Source organism: Paraburkholderia sp. RL17-347-BIC-D (assembly GCF_046027915.1).
In the GTDB taxonomy this organism is placed as follows: Bacteria; Pseudomonadota; Gammaproteobacteria; order Burkholderiales; family Burkholderiaceae; genus Paraburkholderia.
Map to the genome: position 1 here is coordinate 1 of NZ_JARESS010000049.1, position 17,603 is coordinate 17,603.

Consider the following 17,603-nt stretch of genomic DNA (forward strand, 5'->3'; position numbering starts at 1 on the left):
GGCACTTTAGGACCTACAAAATCCCGCTCGACAGCAATTCAGTATTGCTCGGTCGGTGTTGTTCGGGGCCGACGCATGCTTCCTTTTGTCCCTTGTTTTCCCGCGGTTTCTGACGATAGCGCTCTACAACGAAATCGACGAAGCTGCGCAAAGCAATCGCCATGTATGGTTGGCCGGAATACAGTAGCCACACGGTACGTTCGTCGCCGCAGAGCGTCGCGTCGTCGAGCAGCGCACGCAAACTGCCGTTGGCCAGTTCGTTCCGCACGAACGAACGTGATAAGCGCGCGATGCCGAGTCCCGCCTGCACCGCCCGCTTGACGACCTGAGGACTTTGTATGTTCATGATCGGCTGCACGATGACGCGCTGTGTGCCGTGGGTGTCGCGAAACTCCCAGTAACGGCTGGGCGCATCCGACGCGACGAGCACGTCGTGCGAGACCAGTTCGCCCGGCGTGCACGGCGCAGGGCAACGCGCCAGATAGTCCGGACTGGCAACGATCACGTCGTGTGTTTGCGCGAGCGGCCGGCACACCAGCGATGAATCACGCAGACGACGTTCCGTACTGAAACAGACGTCGAACTCGCTGGCCGCTACGTCGCTCATATTGTCGAACACGGTCAGGTCGAAACTCATGCGGGGTTCCTGGGCGCGATAAGCGGCCAGCACATCCGGCAGATCCGTGGTGGCGTACAGCGACGACGCCGCGATCCGCAACGAACCAGCCGGCTGTCCCATTGCGGAGGCAATACATTCGTCCATGTCATCGAGCTGCCTGAGTAACTCGATGCAGCGCTTCCAATACAATTGGCCCGTCCCCGTCAACGATACACGCCGAGTAGTCCGGTTGACCAGCCGAACGCCCAGGTGTTCCTCGAGCGTCGCGACACTGCGCGTGACCACCGAATTGGAAATGCCCAATTGCTTGGCGGCTTCAGCAAAATTCAGGTACTCCGCGACTTTGGCGAAGATGCGTATCGACGCCAACTGGTTCATCGTGTTCTCCGGCGCACACCGGATGACGGGCTTTGGGCGCAATACGGCGGTGTGGAGGGGTGAGAAACCATAGGTGGGCACTCCATATGCTGAACGTCGAGCTCCACGCGAGGGCAGGAACCGCATCGCTACGTGCGCGCCTGACCGCTGGAGGTTAGTTCTCAGCATAGCCGCCACGTCGTTACCCAAAGCCGTCTGGCAGATTACAGGATTGTTATTTTCCGGGATTAGATTTATTTAAGGTAGTCTTAATTTTTAAGTCAGAATGGAATCCGGCTCACCTATTTTTTTGGGCTTCGTCGTCAGATACTTTTTTTGGCTTTTTGCGAGGTGAAGTCGGTATCGAAGTTCTCACATGGGTGTCGAACCGGTTCGTAGCTTTCACGATGATTAGAGCATGCGACCGTTACCTACGCTTAATTTAGACGAGCAATTGCTACCCGGCCCATTATCGCCTATCGCGATCTCGACGCCATGAAAGCGCGCGATCGCGGCGACGAGACACAGGCCGAGGCCGCGTCTCACCGTTGCCTGCGCTGCGTTCCCGACACTGCGATAGAATGGCCTCAATACCGCCGCGCGTTCACCGGGTTCGATGCCGGGCCCAGCTCTGACAGAGCGGCTTCGCGCTTCAGCGCACACTGAACACCTGCAGTCCCGCCATCGCCGCGTCGGGGCCCTTCGTATGAACGACATAGAGCCGTTGGAGCGATGGAATGTAGGCCGAGGTCTTCCCGCCGAGCGTGTCCAGATGCTGTTTGACCGCGTATTGCTCCGGCCCAACAGGGTCGACGACATCCAGACCGGTCGAACCGGTGATGTACAGGTGATGATGGGCCGAGTCGACAGTCATGTCATCCGACGTGTTGACGATGTCGAGCGACTGAATGATCGAGCCGTCGCTCGCATTTATCACGAACAGCTTGCCGGGGTCGCGCGAACCGATAAACAGGCGCCCGCTCTTCGGGTCGAAGGCCATGGCCGAATTTCGGCTCGGGCCCGGAACATGCCAGGTGGCCGTCAGTTTGTGCGTACGCAAATCGATCACGCCGACTTCGTTTTTGTCGCGCATGTTTACGAACAGGCGGTGCGTCGCCGGATCGATGACCATGGCTTTCAGTTGACCGGCGGGCACGTCGATCCGGCCCATCACGGAATACTTGGTAAGCGAAATCAGACTGATGTAGGAATGATCCTGATGTGACTGCGCACCGCCGTTGCCGATATAGAAGATGCCGTTTTTACGGTCCGCAGTACCGGAGTCGGGTTGGGGGGCGAGCGCGATGGTTTTCCTGACCTTGAAGCGCGTCGTGTCGACTACCTGGAGGGCCGCACCGCCCGCGTCGGCTATCAGCAGTTCCTTGCCTCCATTTGCCAGCAGAATCTTGTGCGGCGCTTTCGCAACCGTCCTGATACTCGCGATGTGCGCACCATCGGGCAGGCTGAACGCTTCGATGGACCCATATGTCTCGGCCGACACGTAAAGACGCGAGCGGGACAGATCGACTGCGAAATGATCGAAGTCGCCGCCGGTCACTTTCGGCAACGGAGTGACGGAAACGAGCGCGAGTGGAGCTGTGGCGGGTTGTGCTGCGAATGCAGTCGATGCCATGCAAAGGCCGGCGGCGACCAGCAGGCGGAAGCGAATCTTCATGAGCTTGCTCGCAAAAAAGAATCCGGAGAGTTGAAACATTGTTTGGTGACCGCGGTTGTGTGTCTCGTGAAGCTGCGGGATCACATTCGACTACAGATTGGACGTCACTTCTCCCCTACTCGTCTCTGATGACATATCCGACCCTCCGCACCGTTTCGATCGTATCCGCGCCGAGCTTCCTGCGAAGGTTCGAGATGTGAACCTGAATCGCATTGCTCTCTACTTCCTCTTTCCATCCATAGATGCAATCTTCGAGCGTCGACGACGACTGAGGTATGCCGCGATAGGCAATAAGCTGAAGCAGGATTGCCCACTCGCGTCCCGATATCGTGACCGGTACACCTGCGCATGTCACGGCTCGGGACGCCGTGTCGATAAGCAGTTCGCGGTGCCGGATCTGATCCGTACTGCGCCCCTGAGAACGACGTACCAACGCGCGACATCGAGCGACCAGTTCGCGCGAGTCGAAGGGCTTGTTCAGATGATCGTCGGCGCCGGCCTCGAGGGCGCGTACACAATCGACGGAGCTGTCACTTTCCTTGAAGGTGAAGACCGGCACCACACGATTGATGCGACGCAGCCAGACAAGAAGATCGAGACTCGACCCGCGAGGCAACATCATGTTCATGACGATCAGCGCATATCGCGCGGTGGTGAGTGCGAGTTGCGCCTCGCGATCGTACTTGACGCGGTCGACGGCATAGCCTTGGGCGCGCAGAATCGACGACAGTCGCCTCGCATCCCGCTCGACCGATTCGGCAAGAAGAATACGCATGGTCAGCTGGATAAAACGAGTGAATCGGGCGAGCGCAGCGAAGGTTGGCTAAAGGCGAGCGAAATGGGTCCTCCGAGTCCGCGAGTGGATCGACAATTCAAATGTCGCGTAGCGATTGTGCACCACCACACTTTATTCACGCGCTGACCGCCAGATTACATTTTTGTCATGTTTGTCGGCTGAAGCGTAGCGTTGCTAACTAACCAAGAGAATGCAGCGGATGTAGCGCGTGATCGAAGAGAACCGCCTGCGCACGGTCATCGCATCAGGCGTCTTGTCCAGCCGACGTTGAACTGCCTCCAGTACCGACTCATGCTCCCATCGACTTATCCGTCGTTGGCCGCTGGGAGTGCACTGTTACCTTATTTGGCGTTGCTAACAGGCGATGCTCCAGTATCGATGTAGCTGCATCCCGTGTTCCTCGCTGGTGTATCGGTAAATTGTCCGTTCTCCAGCTGGACATTGGTATTCGTCGTCCCGTGCAATACAGATGAAGACTGCCTTATCGAATCGGCCCTGGTATCTTGCGCCTGATGTTGCGGGCTTCGGCAGCATGACCGCAATCCCCGCATCCGCACACTCCTTGATCTGAGGCCCACTGTAGTAGCCACGATCGGCGACGCCCCGCAGTCTGGTCCTACCCATAGCATCGTGCGCAGCTTTAGCTATCGGACTGAGCTGTGCCCGGTCACTGCCAGAGGTTGTGAACCGCCCCCGGGATTGAACTGACCCCCAAGAGTTGGACACGACCTTGGAGGTTCCGTGAGGAAATTCGATGTAAGGTTTAAGGGGAAAGTGGTTCGCGAGTACCTCGCTGGCAAAGGGGGCTATAAGCTCCTTGCCAGGAAATTCGGTGTTGCGGAAAGCATGGTGAGGCGATGGGTCGCGGCATATCGTCACCATGGTAACGCCGGGCTTATCCGGCAGCGTTGTGCTTACACCCTTGAGTTCAAGCTTGAGGTGTTGCACCGGGGCGTGGTCGAGAACCTTTCCCGTCGAGAGCTGGCTGCCATTTACAAAGAGGTGGCGCCGTTGGTTCGGACAGTCAGATCGAGTTTATAAGTGGAAGCGCCGGGGTCATCAAGCTGCCGATTTGATCGCCGGCAGCGTCGCGAAGTATGCCTCATCCGGCGTCTGATCGGACAGACGTGAATGGGGCCGTTTCTGGTTGTAAAGGTTCAGGTAATCGCCGATGGAGCAGCGTGCATGGCTGACTGATTCATAGGCTTTCAGATACACCTCTTCATATTTCACGCTGCGCCACACGCGTTGGACGAATACGTTGTCGCGCCAGGCGCCTTTGCCATCCATGGACAGGCGGATGCCCCTGCCGAGCACGGCGTCGGTGAACGCTGTCGCGGTGAACTGGCTGCCCTGGTCGGTGTTGACGATCTCAGGTTGCCCGTATTTCGCGAACGCTTCTTCCAACGCCTCGACAGCGTGCATCGCCTCCATCGTAATCGCCACGCGGTGGGCCAGTACCTTTCGACTGACCCAGTCCACCACGGCGGTCAGATATACGAAGCCGCGCGCCATCGGGATATAGCTCGTATCCAGTGCCCAGACCTGGTTTGCCCGATTGATCGTCATGCCCCGCAACAGATAAGGCCAGATCTTGTGCTTCGCATGACGGCGGCTTGTGTTCGGCTTGCAGTACAGCGCCTCAATGCCCATGCGCTTCATCAGAGTGCCGACGTGTTTGCGTCCGACCCTGATAGCTTCACGCTTGAGCAGGCGAACCAACATTCGCGCACCGGCAAACGGGAACTCCGACGTGACAACCGCCCGACTGGCCGCGGCGATTCGACCAGGAGACCGTTGGCAAGACGGCTTGCACGCGGTCTCAGGCTCCGTTCACTGCATCCTTGAACGCCTTTCCCGCGGTGAACATTATGTCAAATTAGATTGCGCCCAGTACTCGCTCTTCCATTCTTCATGGTGGTCGTTGTCCTTGCCTTGGTTCAGGAATGATTGCCGTCTACCAGATCGAGGTCATCAATCCGCGCGAGCGCAACGGTCGCGTCTTCGATGAAATCGTAGGCAACATCAAAAGCATCCACGCAGACTGATTCGCAACCGGAGTACGGAAGTGGCTTCGGAATAATCGCAAATCGAACCGCTGCAGCTTCTGCCTTCGGCCGTATCCACAAGCTAGACTCCAGCCCCGGCTTTGGCGCGCTCTCCTTCCAGCGCGAGCATTGCGGCAGAGGCTATCGCATGAATTCAACTGGAATTCGCGCCCCAGCGTCTCTCATTCACGTAATAGCAATGCGGCCAGGCCACCCGAGAGCTCGGCATTGGGCTTTGCCGGCAGCTTCGCGAAACTGCCGGTCTGCGCGCGAGCCGTGGCGAGCCGGGTCAACGCCTGCGCCTGGCACACTCCGCTCGATACACCATCGACCACCGGCACCGGCAGCCGGTCCGCCACGCTGCGCGCCAATCCCGCTAGCGGCGCGCCGGCTAGAATCAGCACGTCAGCGCCATCTTCCTCCACCGCACGATGGCTCAGTTCGATCAGGTGCGCGCCATGATCTTCCTGAATGGTACCGGGATCGCGAAGCGGCTGGTCGAGATGACGGATGCCCGCCAGCCGGCCGAGCATGCCGTAACGGTCCACGCATTCGCGATACCAGGCCGTGATGCGCCGCGAAATCGCAATGATGCCGATCCGCTGACCGAGTTGGGCGGCGGTCATCAGCGCCGCTTCGGTCATGCCGACAACCGGCACGTCCAGCACTTCGCGCAACTCAAGCAGGCCGGGGTCGCCGAACGCCGCGACCAGCAGCGCGTCGTATTCGCCCTTGCGTTCGCCCGCGATGTTCGCCACCGCGTGCGCGCCCAGCAGCGCCTCGAAACGGGTTTCAATGTAGGCGACGCCGCTCGCCGCCGTCGCCATCTCGATCTGTGTATCGGCTAAAGCGACACGGCGCGCTTCGGCTTCAATTAGATCGGTGACGCTCGACGAGATGTTCGGGTTGACGATCAGTAGTTTCATCACGGTTCCGGTCAGGCGCAATCGCGCAATTGCTATGTTTAAAAGCGAAGGCGATGCGCGCTCATCCGAAGATGGCATTCAGATCGACCTCGGTGTCTTCAGGCAACGACAGATCAAGCGTCGCCTCGATGTGATCGAGATGTCCGACCGCTGCCGCGATCGCCGCCTCCAGTTCGCCCTTTTCCATCAGTCCGACGATTTCCGTGTGTTCATGGTTCGGGCAGGCCGGCACGTTCGGTGAATCGAACAGCAAGATGATGAGGCAGGTCAGCGAAGCGAGTTCGCGCATCAGTTTGGTGAGCGGCGGGCTTGCCACCATCTCGGCGATCAGTAGATGAAATTCACCGGAGAGGCGAATCACCGCGTGCTTGTCACCCTTCTCGCGCGCGGCGCGCTCCTTGGCGACGTGCGCATGGAGTCGCCGGAAATCTTCAGCGCTGCCACGTTCGACCAGGCTGCGGACTAGCGCCGGCTCCAGAATGCGCCGGGCCTGGAAGATATGACGCGCGTCCTGCACCGACGGACTAGCGATGAACGCCCCGCGATTCGGGATGGTGGTGACGATGCCTTCGTGCGTGAGCCGCGCCAGCACCTTGCGGATTCGCGTGCGGTTCACCTTGAACACGGCGGCGAGCTTTTCCTCGACGAGTTTGGTGCCCGGAATCAGCCGGTGCTCCATCACGGCGGTCAGGATGCGCTCATAGATCGTATCGGAGTTGTCTTCCGCGTCCAGGATCCGGGCGGCCGGCCGCGCCTTACGCGGGCGGAGGGATTCTTTGTGAATTAGCACGCCAGGTTTCCTCAACTGACCAAAGTGATTTTGTGACAGCACAATTCTATATTGTGACAAAAATAAATGGAATTGCGCGAACTTGCACCATCGGCGCACATCGGCACCGCTTGCATATCCCAAAAGGCACCCGAACGGTGCCGGGTGTGGGGCGTAGCAAAACACCGGCCCCGCCGGCCGACGGACGGTACGGATTGCGCCAATTGCCTCGCAGTACTCATAGCGCGGACACATACGGACTCGAGCCATGCACAAGAATACCGCTCAAAGCCGCGGGAGACGTCCTGACAGTCTATTGGCACGTCTGTTGCTTTGTTTGTCACAAACGTAGTTCATTTTGTGACAACAAGGGAGCTTCTCTGATGCGATTTATCCGCCCGTCTCTCGCCGCCCTGAAGCGCGCCGCCCGCGTGCTGCTCGCGCCCCTCGTGGTCGCCGCCGCGCTCACGCCGACGTTCGGCCACGCCAAGGATGCCGATCCGATCAATCTGGGCTACGCCAAGTGCGCGCACTGCACGCCATTGTCGCTGACACCGCAGTACGCCACCGGCGTCAAACTCACGACGACCTCGTTCAACACGGCCAACGACGTGCTGACCGCGTTGCTCTCGAAGAGCATCGACGTCGCGCAGGTCACCTATCTGCACTATGTCACGGCGCTCGACAAGGGCTTCAAGATGGTCGCCATCTCCGGCCAGATCAATGGCGGTTCGCAGGTGCTGATCGCCAACAACTTGCCGGTGCAGCCGGGCGACTGGGACGGCCTGAAGAAACTCATCATGCAATACAAGAAGGACGGCAAGCCGTTCCGCGTGGCGGCCTCGCGCGGCAACGCGCAGGACATTCACATGCGCGGCGCGTTCCTCACGCACGGCATCGACATCAACAAGGATGTGCAGTTCGTCAACATTCCGAACCCGTCGGACCACGTCCAGGCGTTGCGCCGTGGCGAAGTCGAGCTGATCACTTCGGTCGAGCCGTTCGCCACCCAGATCCGCGAGGTCAAGGCGGCCAAGTTCTTCGCGTTTCCGTATGACCAGGCGGCGGGCAAGCTGACCAACCTGATCGTCACGCGCCCGGATGTCATCGAGAGCAATCCGCAAGGCGTGCTGGAAACCGTGCGCTCGATCGTCAAGGTGGACGACATGATGGCCGCCAACAAGCCGCTGTTCGTCGATACGATCCAGAAAGTGACGGGCCTCGACAAGAACATCGCCGCCGGCGCGGTCGACAATCTCTATCCGGACTACAAGATGTATCGCGCCTCCGCTGTATCGATCGCAAAAATGATGCACGACCTGAAGTACGTGAATTCGGATGTCAGCGATGCCGTGCAGAAGAACCTCGACTACAGCTTCCTCGAGAAGGTAACCGGCAAACCCAAGACCGAACTCGGTTACTGATCCGGACCGCGCCATGTCAACCCTGTTTTCCTCGCGTTTCTACAAGCGGATCGAGCGCGGCATCGTGCCGGTGCTGCTGCTGGCCGGCTGGGAGGCGTTCTCCCGCTCGGGCATCCTGCCGGCCGCGCTGCTGCCGGCGCCGTCGCAGGTCGTGCTCGCCTGGGCCGACTGGATTTTCAGCACCGACGGCAACACACAGACCTACTCCGGCCACTGGCTCTTCGATATCGCGGCCAGTTCCGCGCGCGTGTTCGCGGGCTTTGGGATCGCCACGGTGCTGGGCGTCGCCGTTGGCATGGCGATCGGCTGGTCGCGCTCGATCGAATCGCTGGTCGAGCCGACACTGCAGACGTTGCGCCCCGTACCGCCCGTCTCGTGGATTCCGCTCGCGATCATCTGGTTCGGCATCGCCAACAAGCCGGCGATCTTTCTCGTCTTCATGGGGTCGTTCTTCCCGGTGCTGCTTAGCACGATTCACGGCGTGAAGACCTGCGACCGCAACCTGCTGCGCGCCGGCGCGATGACGGGCGGCACGTCGTCGATGTTGCTGCGTCACATCGTATTTCCTGCTGCATTGCCGAGCATCTTCTCGGGGCTGCGCATTGCGATTGGTTCCGCATGGATGCTGACGGTGACAGCCGAGATGGTCGCGGTGAAGAGCGGCGTGGGCTACGTACTGTGGGATTCATATTACTTCCTGCGCTACGACATCGTGATCGCGTCGATGGTGAGCATCGGTCTGCTCGGCTTCCTGAGCGACTACATGATCAAGCGCATCGCCGGGCGCATTCTGCGCTGGCAACGCGGTTCCACTCTGCAAGCAAGGGAAGGTTGACAGCATGGCCCTCATCACAATCGATAGCGTCTCGCGCACGTTCGAAGACACCAAGCGCAAACAGGTGGTCACCGCGCTCGAGAACGTGAGCCTCAAGGTCGAGCGCAACGACTTTCTTTGTCTGCTTGGCCCGAGCGGCTGCGGCAAGTCCACGCTGCTGAACATGATCGCTGGCTTCGACAATCCTTCGTCGGGCACGGTGAGCGTCGGTGGCTCGATCGTCAGCGCGCCGGGCGCGGACCGCGGCGTGGTGTTCCAGCAGGCCAACCTGATGCCGTGGCTGCCGGTGTGGGAGAACGTCGCGTTTCATCTGAAGATGCGCAACGTCGCCAAACCGGAACGCCGCGAGCGGGCGCAGCGCTTCATCGAGATGGTCGGTCTCAAGGGTTTCGAAAATCATTTCCCGAGCGAGCTCTCCGGCGGTATGAACCAGCGCGTGGGCATTGCGCGCGCGCTGCTGATGAACCCGGAAGTGATTCTGATGGACGAGCCGTTCGGCGCGCTCGACGAGCAGACCAAGATGGACATGCATGCCGAGCTGATCCGCATCTGGCGCGAGAGTCGCAGCACGATCGTGTTCGTCACGCACGGTATCGACGAATCGCTTGCGCTCGGCACGCATGTCGCGGTGATGTCGGCGCGTCCGGGCCGCATTCGCGAACTGTTGCCGATCGAACTCGACCGGCCGCGCGATCCGACCAGCACCGAATTCAACGACTACAAGCGCCATATCCTCTCGCTGCTGCGCCCGGAAGCGGTGACGGAGCTTGCCTGAGATGACCACGTTCATCACGGGCAGCAGCGGTTTCGTCGGTCTCGCGCTTGTCGAGCGCCTGCTCGCCGCCGGCGAGACGGTCATCGGCTTCGACCGTAGCGCGCCGCGCGCGCAAGCGTTGCAGGCATTTGCCGCGCTGCCGGGCCGTTTCGTTGCGCTGACCGGCGACGTGCGCGATGGCAACGCGTTGCGAGAGGCAATGCGCACGCATCGGCCGTCGCGGCTCGTCACGCTGGCCGCGATCACCGCGGATGCGCAGCGCGAACGGCAAATGCCGCAGACCATCTTCGAGGTTAACGTCGGCGGTGTGCTCGCCGCCATTGCCGCGGCCGCCGATGCGGGTGTCGAACGCATTCTGCATGGCAGTTCCGGCTCGGCGTACGGACTGAGCGGTCGCGCGCCGCACCAGCTCGTCGAAGACATCACGCCGCTACTGCCTGAAGGCCTCTACGGCATCTCCAAACGCGCCGCCGAAGAAGCTGCATTACGTCTTTCCGCGTTGCACGGCGTGCCGCTCGTGATCGGACGGCTCGGCACGTGCTTCGGCCCATGGGAAGCCGACTCGGGCGTGCGCGACACCTTGAGTGCGCCGCTGCAGGTGCTCTCGAAAGCGCGCCGGGGCGAAACCGCCGTGCTGCCACGCGCCGGCCGCCGCGACTGGCTCTACGTGCGCGATGCGGTCTCGGCACTGCTTGCCTTGCTCGAAGCGCCGCACCTGTCTCGCTCCGTCTACAACCTCGCCGCGGGTTTCGAGTGGAGCGTCGCCGACCTGTGCGAACGGCTCGCGCGGCGTTATCCCGCGTTCACGTGGCGCATTGCGCAGCATGACGAGGCGCCGAATATTGATTACTTCGCCGATTACGACCGCGCGTCGATGGACAACACGCGGCTGGTCGCCGATACCGGCTTTGCGCCACTGTTCGATCTGGCCGAAGCGGAAGCCGACTTCCATCACTGGATAACCGCGCTGGGCGCGTGAACGCCTGCCCCGCGATCGTACGAGTAACGTCATGACCCTACCCTCACCCTATTCGGCCGCAAGCCTGAACATGGCCGACAAGGTATGCATCGTCACTGGCGCCGCGTCGGGCATCGGCCGGGCGATTGCGCGCCAGCTCGCCGCCAACGGCGCGACGGTCGTGATCGCCGACGTCACGACGGACGTGATCGAAGGCGGCATGCCGACCGCAGCACTGATTGCGCGCGATGGCGGCCACGCACATTTTGCGCGCGATGGCGGCCACGCACATTTCGCCGCGACCGACGTCGCCGACACGGCACAGGTCGATGCGCTGGTGGCGCACGCGGTCGAGCGCTTCGGGCGGCTCGACGTGCTGGTCAACAATGCCTGTGTTCGTCATGCACGGTCGCTGCTGGAATTCGAAGATGCACACTGGCAACGTCTTCTCGACGTCAATCTGACAGGGGTATTCCGCTGCTGCCGCGCCGCCGTCCGGCAGATGATTCAGCAAGCGCCTGAAGGCGACGTGCGCGGGCGGATCGTCAATCTGTCGTCCCAGCACGGCATGATCGCTGCGCCAGGCGACCTCGGCTACGGCACGACCAAGGCCGCGATCGACTATATGGCGCGCCAGATCGCCACCGAATACGCGCCGCACGGCGTCGTCTGCAACGCGGTCGCGCCGGGCAAGATCCAGACCGGCGCCGGCGGCCGTGCGGTCGACCCCGCCGTGCTCGAACGCGCCAACCGGCGCACGCCCTGGCCGCGTCTCGGACACCCGGACGACATTGCGCGCGCGGTGCTGTTTCTGTGCAGCGACCTCTCGACTTTCACGACCGGCACCACGCTGATGGTGGACGGCGGCTGGATGGCGGCATGAGCATGCACGACGCGCCAGTCTCGAACGGCCCGCTCGATCTGCTGATCGCGGATGCGACGCTGATTTTCGCCGACGGCTCGGCCCGCGCGGCGCAACTCGGCATTCGCGGCGCGCACATCGCCTATATCGGCGACGCGCGGCCCGCGGCGACGCGCACGCTGTCGCTGCCGGGACGCGTTGTGACGCCGGGATTCGCCAACGCGCACTATCACGCGGGCCTGAACTTTGTGCGTGGCGTGGCGCCGGATTGCGGCTTCGCGCCGTCCTATACGCCGGGGTTGCCCCAAGCGTCGTGGCTTGACGCCGAAGAAGCCCTCGCGCTGTCGCGGCTCGGCGCGCTCGAAGCGTTGCGCGCCGGCTGCACGACGCTTGCGGACAGTTTCGTGCATGCCGAGGCGACCGTCGAAGGTATCGCGCAGACAGGCGTGCGGGTGTTCGCCAGCCAGCGGCTCGCGGACGTGGATTTCGCGTCGGTGCTGGCTGGCGAACGGCGCTTTGACCGCGCCCGCGGCGAGCGCCAGCTGGAACGTGCCGCCGCGTTCGTCGCGCGTTGGGCCGGTCAGGCGAACGGCCGCATCCAGGCGCACCTCACCGCGCATGCGCCGGACACCTGTTCAGTCGCGCTGCTCGAAGACATCGCCACGCTAGCCCGCCGTCACGATCTGCCGATCAGCACGCACCTCGCGCAAAGCACGGATGAAGTCGACTGGGTTCGTCAGCAGCATGGGCGCTCGCCGGTAGAATTGCTCGACGAAATCGGGCTGCTCGACGGCCGGCTGCTCGCAGGTCACTGCATTCACGTCGACGACGCCGACATCGCGCGTCTGGGCCGAAGCGGCGCGCACGTGGTGCACATTCCGCTCGGCAACGCGATATCCGGGCGTATCGCACCGACGCGCCGCCTGCTCGACGCCGGCGCGCCGCTGTGCCTCGCCACCGACACCATGCACGGCGACATGATCGAAGTGATGCGCTGGGCGCTCGCGATGGGCCGTCTGCAAGCCGGCGCGGTGGGCAACGACTGGCAACCGTCCGACGTCTTCGCGATGGCCACGCGCCATGGCGCCGCCGCGCTCGGCTGGGACGCGCGCCTCGGTACACTCGAGGTCGGCCGGCTCGCCGATCTGGCAATCATCGATTTTCGCCAACTGCATCTCACGCCGCGCATCGATCCGCTCGGCAATCTCGTGCACAACGCCACCGGCTCGGACGTGGAATGTGTGATCGTCGACGGCCGGCTCGTGATCGAGCAAGGCCGCGCGCTATGTGTCGACGAACACCAGATTCGCGCCGACGCTCAACGCGCCGTCGATGCCGTCTGGCGGCGCTGCCCGAATCCGCTTCGCCCTTATCCCTCCCTTTCCACTATCCGTTCATGAGCCGACGCATCCGTCTGGGCATTCTGACGCCCTCATCCAATACTTCTCTCGAACCGCTGACGCAGGCGCTGATAGCCGGGCTGCCTGAAGTCAGCGTACATTTCGCGCGTTTTTCCGTCACGCAGATCGCGCTCAGTCCCGACGCGCTCGGTCAGTTCCAGCGCGAACGCATTCTCGACGCCGCGCGCCTGCTCGCCGATGCGCATGTCGACATGATTGGCTGGAGCGGCACGTCCGCCGGCTGGCTCGGCTTCGATCAGGACGAAGCATTGTGCGCCGCGATCACGGAGACGACGGGAATTCCCGCCAGCACGTCCGTACTCGCGCTCAATCGCGCGCTGGAGGCGTTCGGCATTCGCCGGCTCGGCCTCGTCTCGCCGTATCTCGCGGACGTGCAGCAGAAGATTGTCGCAAACTACGCCGCGCTCGGCATCGATGCGAGCCGCGAAAGCCATCTGGATCTTCAGGAAAACTTCGCCTTTGCGCTGGTCGACGAAGCGACGCTCGACCGTCAAGTGGCCGACGTGGTGGCCGCCGGCGCGCAAGCGGTTACGACCTTCTGCACCAATCTTTATGCCGCGCATCGTGTTGCGCACTGGGAAGCGCAACACGGCGTGCCGGTGTTCGACACCGTCACCACCGTCGTATGGGACATGCTGCGCCGCTGCGGTGTCGATACACGCCGCATCGCCGGCTGGGGCCGGCTCGTTCAGGAAATTTGACATGCAACCCTTCGATACCGTCATTCGCAACGCCCGCGTGGTCACGGCCGCGGACATCTTCACCAGCGACATCGGCATTCTCGATGGCCGCATCGTCGCGCTCGGCCTGCATCTCGAAGCCGGCGCGCGCGAAATCGACGCGGCTGGACGGCACGTGACGCCCGGCGGCGTCGACGGCCACGTTCACTTCGATCAGCCCACCGGCGACGGCTCGATCATGGCCGACGACTTCCTCTCCGGCACCACGTCCGCAGCCTGCGGCGGCACCACGACCGTGATTCCGTTCGCGTGCCAGCAGAAAGGCCACACGCTGCGCGAAGCAATCGACGACTACCATCGCCGCGCGCACAGGAAGCCCGTGATCGACTACGCGTTCCACCTGATCGTCACCGACCCGACGCCGGAGATTCTGCGCGACGAGTTGCCGGCGTTGATCGCCGAAGGCTACACGTCGTTCAAGGTCTACATGACCTACGACGCGCTCAAGCTGAGTGATCGCGAAATGCTCGACACGCTCTCGGTCGCGCGCAGCGAGGGCGCGATGGTGATGATCCATGCGGAGAACGCAGACTGCATCGCGTGGCTGACCGAGCGGCTGCTCGCCGCCGGTCATACCGCGCCCCGCTATCACGCGACGTCACGGCCCATGCTGGTGGAGCGCGAGGCGACGCATCGGGCGATCGCGTTCGCCGAACTGGTGGACGTGCCGATCCTGATCGTGCACGTGTCGGGCCGCGAAGCGGTCGAGCAGATCCGCTGGGCGCAAAGCCACGGTCTCAAGGTGTACGGCGAAACCTGCCCGCAGTATCTCTTTCTGACCGCAGATTCGCTCGGCTGTGACGACAGCTTCGAAGGCGCGAAGTGCATCTGCAGCCCGCCGCCGCGCGACAAGGCCAACCAGCAGGTGATCTGGGACGGACTTGAAAACGGCGCGTTCGAAGTGTTCTCGTCCGATCACGCGCCGTTCCGCTACGACGGTCCGGACGGCAAGAAAGCGCATGGCGAAGCTGTCTCGTTCGACCAGATCGCCAACGGCATTCCCGGCGTGGAGACGCGCATGGCTTTGCTGTGGTCCGAAGGCGTGCGCACCGGCCGCATCACACCACAAAGCTTCGTTGCGCTGACCTCGACAAACGCGGCGAAGCTCTACGGTCTTTATCCGCGCAAGGGCAGCATCGCGATTGGCGCGGACGCCGACCTCGTCATCTGGGACGAGAGCCGCACGTTCCATGTGGAAAACGCGAAGCTGCATCACAACGTCGATTACACGCCGTACGAAGGCATGCATCTGAGCGCGTGGCCCGCGTTGACGATGTCGCGCGGCGACGTGGTGTGGGACGGCGAAAAGCCGTGCGGCGATGCCGGACGCGGCGAATTCGTGCCGTGCGCACGGCCCGATCCGGCCAAGCCGCGCCGCCGCAAGACCGAACTGCCGCTGTAGTCTCGTTGAGAGCGTGTGAGGGTTTCGGTGCAAATCGGATGCGCCGGCATTACGCTCGGATTTTGACGAGCGTGGACCCGCAAAGAGTCATCTGAAAAGACATCGACTGGTTGTTTAATGGCCGCCACTTCGACCGGGAGGTCATAGTCATTTACACGAGAGCGTGCAGAAGTTGGGGAGGCAGATTTCGTGAGGAATCCATGGCTTACGGCATGGTTGTACGGTCTGTTCTGTCGGTCGGCGGCTGCCTGCCTGCCCGCCGACGCTGGCCCAATGCCTTTGCCATAACACGTGCCGGCAATCTTGAACGCCGTGATGCGACGCGGCGAGAACTCCCCGTTCAAAACCGCAACCCTGACCTGCGCCATGCAGTGCGCCCCTCATCAGTCCAGCGCATCTGTCGCTTCTTGGCCATACGGTAGCTAACAACCTGGTTCACCGCGGACTCGGCGATGCTGCTGCTGATCGGCAGGCCCTTGCGATGCCGTGCGCTGTAGTTGACCAGTTGACCAACGTGCGCGCGTTGTTCCCCAGGTGACTGGAGGCAGTATTCAGATTCCACCACAGGGTTTTGAATTCGTATCCCTCCTTGGCCAGCAGTCGACTGTCCAGTGCCTTGATCCGCTCCAAAGCCTTGTTTCGCGTGGGTGATTTCGGTCTCCACCAATTCCCGTTCCATCGAGTCGATCATCTTGCTGCCGAACACGGACCGCTGCGCCGCCTGGAACTTCATCGCGATGTGAAACCAGTCGAGGATCCGGCCGCGAGCCAGCTGACTGCCCTCGACGGTCTTCGCAAATTCACCTGCGTCGTCGCTGATCACGGTCACGCGCTCATTGATCGCCACACCGTTCCGCCAGAGGAACTGATCGAGTCGCGCTGCAGCCGAAGTCACTTCCCTGTGCACATACGCATACAGTTTTGGAGGACCGTCGGTGAACGTCGCCCGTCCGGCGACGATGTTCACGTGGCGACCACGGTCTCTCCCGGCGTCGCAATTGCGCGGCCACGCCGAGTCGACGCCCACGGCGGCGACATGGCGACATGGCTGCATTCGGGAATCTGTTCGTCTGCAACAGACTGGGGCAGACGCGCGATGTCACGCTCTATTTCAGCGTCGAGCTGTTTTCCAAGGTCGAGAATCCGATCCCGGATGCCGCTTGACGAGGTGCCCTTGTCCAGCGGCAGCACTTCCTTGAGCATGACGGCCGCCTGGCGGTAGGGCAAATGAACCGCCCACTTCGCCTGGAGGTATTCCAGCTCCGGAGTGACTCGTCTGGTTAGCGTTCTGGACAAGGGATGCACCACACGCTGCGGCGTTTGCGCAGCCCCTTGACACGCACACGACCATAGCTGCGGACTCTTCACGGGCACTTTGCCGTAGACGGTGCACAGCACCGTCGAGCGACTGTCCTTGTGGCTCAAGGCCGCACCACAGTTCTGACAATGGGTCTGGCCTGAGAGCCATCGCTGTACTTGTTTCGAAATCAGTTCGGTCTGCACCTTTGCCAGCAGCGACCGCCCTTCCGCGAGAGTCAGACCCAGTTCAGCAAGACTACGGTCGGGGCGCACAACGACGGCCAGAACTCCATCGCACTCCTCGAACGTGTCAGTCTCACCATCGACCAACCTTGCTTCGATGATCAACCGCATGGCTTGCTCCCAGCGTTACGAGACCGATCAGCCTACCCCAGACGAAACCGGCGCCGCGACAGGAACCACAACCGGCGCTCCTTGGAAGCCTCCCCAACTTTTGCGCACACTCCGGCGGTCGCTGCTGCGATCTAGTGATCGATGCTTGATAGAGTCTGTTTCGTTATCGCCGCTATCCGGCATTGGTGTCGGTAGGAGACCAGATAGCACGTGAAGCCATGGCGCGGGTCAGCGGATTTCCTAGTGGGCCGCAGCGTATCAGGCCGCAATAAGCCCGGATATAAAGCTGCAGCCCATCCTGTCGCAGTCGTAACACACGAAAAACCGTCGCAAACGGGAGGCG

At 61.9% G+C, this 17,603-nt stretch carries 16 protein-coding genes and 3 pseudogenes; 10 read left to right on the plus strand and 9 right to left on the minus strand.

Annotated features, from left to right (window positions below):
• Positions 1-13 precede the first annotated feature (13 nt).
• The 4 genes and pseudogenes from P0D96_RS38245 to P0D96_RS48765 form a co-directional block, all read right to left on the minus strand.
• Positions 14-997: a LysR family transcriptional regulator gene (locus P0D96_RS38245; protein ID WP_408180530.1), complete on the minus strand. Its 984-nt coding sequence runs from the start codon at positions 995-997 to the stop codon at positions 14-16.
• A gap of 631 nt (positions 998-1,628) precedes the next feature.
• Positions 1,629-2,651: a YncE family protein gene (locus P0D96_RS38250; protein WP_408318960.1), complete on the minus strand. Its 1,023-nt coding sequence runs from the start codon at positions 2,649-2,651 to the stop codon at positions 1,629-1,631.
• Between the two features lie 115 nt (positions 2,652-2,766).
• Positions 2,767-3,426, minus strand: a complete 660-nt coding sequence (locus tag P0D96_RS38255; RefSeq protein WP_408318962.1) for a winged helix-turn-helix domain-containing protein — start codon at positions 3,424-3,426, stop codon at positions 2,767-2,769.
• A 243-nt stretch (positions 3,427-3,669) separates the two neighbouring features.
• Positions 3,670-4,131, minus strand: a pseudogene (locus tag P0D96_RS48765) (IS5/IS1182 family transposase); the annotation flags it as partial.
• A gap of 57 nt (positions 4,132-4,188) precedes the next feature.
• Here P0D96_RS48765 and P0D96_RS38260 point away from each other — a divergent pair.
• Complete coding sequence (locus P0D96_RS38260) at positions 4,189-4,488, plus strand: helix-turn-helix domain-containing protein (RefSeq protein WP_408180527.1); 300 nt, start codon at positions 4,189-4,191, stop codon at positions 4,486-4,488.
• An 18-nt stretch (positions 4,489-4,506) separates the two neighbouring features.
• Here the strand turns inward: P0D96_RS38260 and P0D96_RS38265 are convergent.
• Positions 4,507-5,196: pseudogene (locus P0D96_RS38265) on the minus strand (IS3 family transposase); the annotation flags it as partial.
• Between the two features lie 197 nt (positions 5,197-5,393).
• On the opposite strand from P0D96_RS38265, the pseudogene P0D96_RS38270 reads away from it, so the two are divergent.
• Positions 5,394-5,483, plus strand: a pseudogene (locus tag P0D96_RS38270) (chromosome partitioning protein ParB); the annotation flags it as partial.
• Positions 5,484-5,677: 194 nt separating this feature from the next.
• Here P0D96_RS38270 and P0D96_RS38275 read toward each other — a convergent pair.
• Positions 5,678-6,421, minus strand: coding sequence for an aspartate/glutamate racemase family protein (locus tag P0D96_RS38275; RefSeq protein WP_408318965.1), 744 nt, complete (start codon positions 6,419-6,421; stop codon positions 5,678-5,680).
• Positions 6,422-6,482: 61 nt separating this feature from the next.
• The gene (locus P0D96_RS38280) at positions 6,483-7,445 is read right to left on the minus strand and encodes a GntR family transcriptional regulator (RefSeq protein ID WP_408318966.1); all 963 of its coding nucleotides are present in this window, start codon (positions 7,443-7,445) and stop codon (positions 6,483-6,485) included.
• A gap of 128 nt (positions 7,446-7,573) precedes the next feature.
• Between P0D96_RS38280 and P0D96_RS38285 the strand changes: the two genes are divergently transcribed.
• The 8 genes from P0D96_RS38285 to hydA are packed head-to-tail and all read left to right on the plus strand — an operon-like array spanning position 7,574 to position 15,607.
• On the plus strand, positions 7,574-8,614 hold the full coding sequence (locus P0D96_RS38285; RefSeq protein WP_408318968.1) for an ABC transporter substrate-binding protein: 1,041 nt from the start codon (positions 7,574-7,576) through the stop codon (positions 8,612-8,614).
• A 13-nt stretch (positions 8,615-8,627) separates the two neighbouring features.
• Positions 8,628-9,449 (plus strand): ABC transporter permease, encoded by an 822-nt coding sequence (locus P0D96_RS38290; protein WP_408318970.1) that lies wholly within the window; start codon positions 8,628-8,630, stop codon positions 9,447-9,449.
• A gap of 4 nt (positions 9,450-9,453) precedes the next feature.
• Complete coding sequence (locus P0D96_RS38295) at positions 9,454-10,224, plus strand: ABC transporter ATP-binding protein (RefSeq protein WP_408318972.1); 771 nt, start codon at positions 9,454-9,456, stop codon at positions 10,222-10,224.
• A gap of 1 nt (position 10,225) precedes the next feature.
• Complete coding sequence (locus P0D96_RS38300; RefSeq protein WP_408318974.1) at positions 10,226-11,203, plus strand: NAD-dependent epimerase/dehydratase family protein; 978 nt, start codon at positions 10,226-10,228, stop codon at positions 11,201-11,203.
• A 31-nt stretch (positions 11,204-11,234) separates the two neighbouring features.
• A complete protein-coding gene (locus P0D96_RS38305) occupies positions 11,235-12,065 on the plus strand; it encodes an SDR family NAD(P)-dependent oxidoreductase (protein ID WP_408318976.1) in 831 nt (276 codons plus the stop codon).
• Positions 12,062-13,444, plus strand: coding sequence for an amidohydrolase family protein (locus P0D96_RS38310; protein WP_408318978.1), 1,383 nt, complete (start codon positions 12,062-12,064; stop codon positions 13,442-13,444). Before P0D96_RS38305 ends, P0D96_RS38310 begins: the two co-directional genes overlap by 4 nt.
• Complete coding sequence (locus P0D96_RS38315) at positions 13,441-14,166, plus strand: maleate cis-trans isomerase family protein (protein ID WP_408318980.1); 726 nt, start codon at positions 13,441-13,443, stop codon at positions 14,164-14,166. Before P0D96_RS38310 ends, P0D96_RS38315 begins: the two co-directional genes overlap by 4 nt.
• Position 14,167: 1 nt before the next feature.
• Positions 14,168-15,607: a dihydropyrimidinase gene (hydA, locus tag P0D96_RS38320; RefSeq protein ID WP_408318981.1), complete on the plus strand. Its 1,440-nt coding sequence runs from the start codon at positions 14,168-14,170 to the stop codon at positions 15,605-15,607.
• Between the two features lie 340 nt (positions 15,608-15,947).
• On the opposite strand, the gene P0D96_RS38325 is transcribed toward hydA, so the two are convergent.
• Positions 15,948-16,574: a hypothetical protein gene (locus tag P0D96_RS38325; protein ID WP_408318983.1), complete on the minus strand. Its 627-nt coding sequence runs from the start codon at positions 16,572-16,574 to the stop codon at positions 15,948-15,950.
• Positions 16,571-17,260 (minus strand): hypothetical protein, encoded by a 690-nt coding sequence (locus tag P0D96_RS38330; RefSeq protein WP_408318985.1) that lies wholly within the window; start codon positions 17,258-17,260, stop codon positions 16,571-16,573. Before P0D96_RS38330 ends, P0D96_RS38325 begins: the two co-directional genes overlap by 4 nt.
• Positions 17,261-17,603 lie beyond the last annotated feature (343 nt).

What these genes read in the sequence shown, in the direction of transcription:
- P0D96_RS38245 (WP_408180530.1), bottom strand. Translation starts at nt 997, where the DNA reads ATGAACCAGTTGGCGTCGATACGCATCTTCGCCAAAGTCGCGGAGTAC.
- P0D96_RS38250 (WP_408318960.1), bottom strand. Translation starts at nt 2,651, where the DNA reads ATGAAGATTCGCTTCCGCCTGCTGGTCGCCGCCGGCCTTTGCATGGCA.
- P0D96_RS38255 (WP_408318962.1), bottom strand. Translation starts at nt 3,426, where the DNA reads ATGCGTATTCTTCTTGCCGAATCGGTCGAGCGGGATGCGAGGCGACTG.
- P0D96_RS38275 (WP_408318965.1), bottom strand. Translation starts at nt 6,421, where the DNA reads ATGAAACTACTGATCGTCAACCCGAACATCTCGTCGAGCGTCACCGAT.
- P0D96_RS38280 (WP_408318966.1), bottom strand. Translation starts at nt 7,445, where the DNA reads ATGTGTCCGCGCTATGAGTACTGCGAGGCAATTGGCGCAATCCGTACC.
- P0D96_RS38285 (WP_408318968.1), top strand. Translation starts at nt 7,574, where the DNA reads ATGCGATTTATCCGCCCGTCTCTCGCCGCCCTGAAGCGCGCCGCCCGC.
- P0D96_RS38290 (WP_408318970.1), top strand. Translation starts at nt 8,628, where the DNA reads ATGTCAACCCTGTTTTCCTCGCGTTTCTACAAGCGGATCGAGCGCGGC.
- P0D96_RS38295 (WP_408318972.1), top strand. Translation starts at nt 9,454, where the DNA reads ATGGCCCTCATCACAATCGATAGCGTCTCGCGCACGTTCGAAGACACC.
- P0D96_RS38300 (WP_408318974.1), top strand. Translation starts at nt 10,226, where the DNA reads ATGACCACGTTCATCACGGGCAGCAGCGGTTTCGTCGGTCTCGCGCTT.
- P0D96_RS38305 (WP_408318976.1), top strand. Translation starts at nt 11,235, where the DNA reads ATGACCCTACCCTCACCCTATTCGGCCGCAAGCCTGAACATGGCCGAC.
- P0D96_RS38310 (WP_408318978.1), top strand. Translation starts at nt 12,062, where the DNA reads ATGAGCATGCACGACGCGCCAGTCTCGAACGGCCCGCTCGATCTGCTG.
- P0D96_RS38315 (WP_408318980.1), top strand. Translation starts at nt 13,441, where the DNA reads ATGAGCCGACGCATCCGTCTGGGCATTCTGACGCCCTCATCCAATACT.
- hydA (WP_408318981.1), top strand. Translation starts at nt 14,168, where the DNA reads ATGCAACCCTTCGATACCGTCATTCGCAACGCCCGCGTGGTCACGGCC.
- P0D96_RS38330 (WP_408318985.1), bottom strand. Translation starts at nt 17,260, where the DNA reads ATGCGGTTGATCATCGAAGCAAGGTTGGTCGATGGTGAGACTGACACG.